General features: G+C 71.3%; 2 protein-coding genes. Both read right to left on the minus strand.

Features of this window, described 5'->3' with window-relative positions:
- Position 1: 1 nt before the first annotated feature.
- Positions 2-913 (minus strand): serine hydrolase, encoded by a 912-nt coding sequence (locus E1267_RS43685; RefSeq protein ID WP_132342180.1) that lies wholly within the window; start codon positions 911-913, stop codon positions 2-4.
- A gap of 115 nt (positions 914-1,028) precedes the next feature.
- The coding region (locus E1267_RS43690; protein ID WP_220449967.1) for an alpha/beta hydrolase at positions 1,029-1,594 on the minus strand (566 nt) is incomplete at its 5' end.

Raw genomic sequence — 1,594 nt, forward strand, 5'->3', positions numbered from 1 at the left:
GTCAGGGGGTGGGGTTGGTGGGGCAGGGACGAGTGTAGGTGGGGGACAGGCTGTCGAGGCGGGCGCCGATCGTGCGGGCCACCCGTTCGATGGTCTGGACGCCGGCGCCGTGGCCGGGCTGCTGGTCGGTCTGGACCGACAGGAGCAGGTCGCGGCCTTGGCCCTGGATGCGGCCGTAGCTGGTGACGGCCCACGTGTCGTGGATGAAGGGGCGCGGGGTCCAGCCGTTCTTCAGCGCCACCCGGTCGCCGGGGCGGGCGGCGGCGCTGACGCCCCACGCCTGCTCCTTGTGCACCCGGCTCATCAGGCCCAGCAGCAGGCGGCGGTCGGAGGCGCGCAGGCCCTTGCCGCCGTTGACCAGGACGCCCAGCAGACGCAGGCGGTCGGCGGGGCTGGACGTGGTGCCGCCCCAGTAGATGCCCGGCCCCGACGCGGTCTCCCGCATGCCCAGTCGCCGGTAGAACTCGCTCATGGCGCCCCCGCCGCCGACCCGCGACCAGAGGGCGTCGGCGGCCTTGTTGTCGCTCTCGGTGATCATGCGTTCGGCGAGGTCGCGATCCGACGGGCTGAGGCCGCCGGCGTGGCGGCGCTGGAGCAGCGCGGCGAGGATGTCCACCTTGGTGCCGCTGGCGGTGACGAGGTCGTGCCGGTGTTCCCCCTGGCCGAGGGTGACGCCGGTGACGAGGTCGTGCGCGCCGTAGACGATGCGGCCCGGGCGGGTGCTCAGGTAGCGGGCGAGGTGGTGTTCGAGGCGCTGGCGGGCCGCGCGTGCGGCCCGTTTGTCCGGAAATTTCATGACGCATCGCGCCACCTTGACCGGTGCCCGCACCGCGACGGGCACGGTCGGCGTGCGCTCGGCGCCGCACCCGGCCACGAGCGCCAGTCCCACCCAGGCCGCCCACTTTGTACGCATGCGCAACCCCCCGTCGACTTTGCGGGGGTTACGGGGGTCATGCCCGGCCTGGCGACCTGACCCATCACAACCGGTACTTTCCTGGACAGACCTTCAGCTCATCCTTACCGAGCGGTCACAGACACGCCTCCAGGAAGGCGGCCGTCGCGTCCACGGCCCGGGTGACGTACGGCTCCTGGTCATAGAGGTCGATGTGCCGCTTGGCGTCCACCCAGACGAGCTCCTTCGGCTCGTCGAGCCGCTTGTACACCTCCTCGGCCCCCTCCGGCGAGCAGAACCGGTCGACGATCCCGTGCACGATCAGCGCCGGCTTCGGGGACAGGAAATCGGCCCCCATCATGTGGTCCATCGTGATCAGCTCGCGCACGCTCGCCCTGGTCACCTCGTTCACCCAATGGGGCGAGGCGCCGCGCGCGGTGCCGTAGTAGGCGTACGGCTCGTCGCCCGGCATCGCGGACTCGCCGCCCTCGGCGACGGCCGGCATGTACGTGACGGGCCCGCCCTGGTCCTGCCGTTCCAGCACCTCCGTGTACGAGCCCAGCGCGGCCTGGTAGTCCATGCCCGTCCGCATGGCGTAGGGGTTGGCGTACGCCCCGGCGATGCCCACAAAAACCCGCACACGTGGGTCAAAAGCAGCAAATTTCAGGGCATATCCGCCCCCCAGGCAGATCCCCACCACCC

The sequence above is a fragment of the Nonomuraea longispora genome (genome assembly GCF_004348345.1).
Taxonomy (GTDB): domain Bacteria; phylum Actinomycetota; class Actinomycetes; order Streptosporangiales; family Streptosporangiaceae; genus Nonomuraea; species Nonomuraea longispora.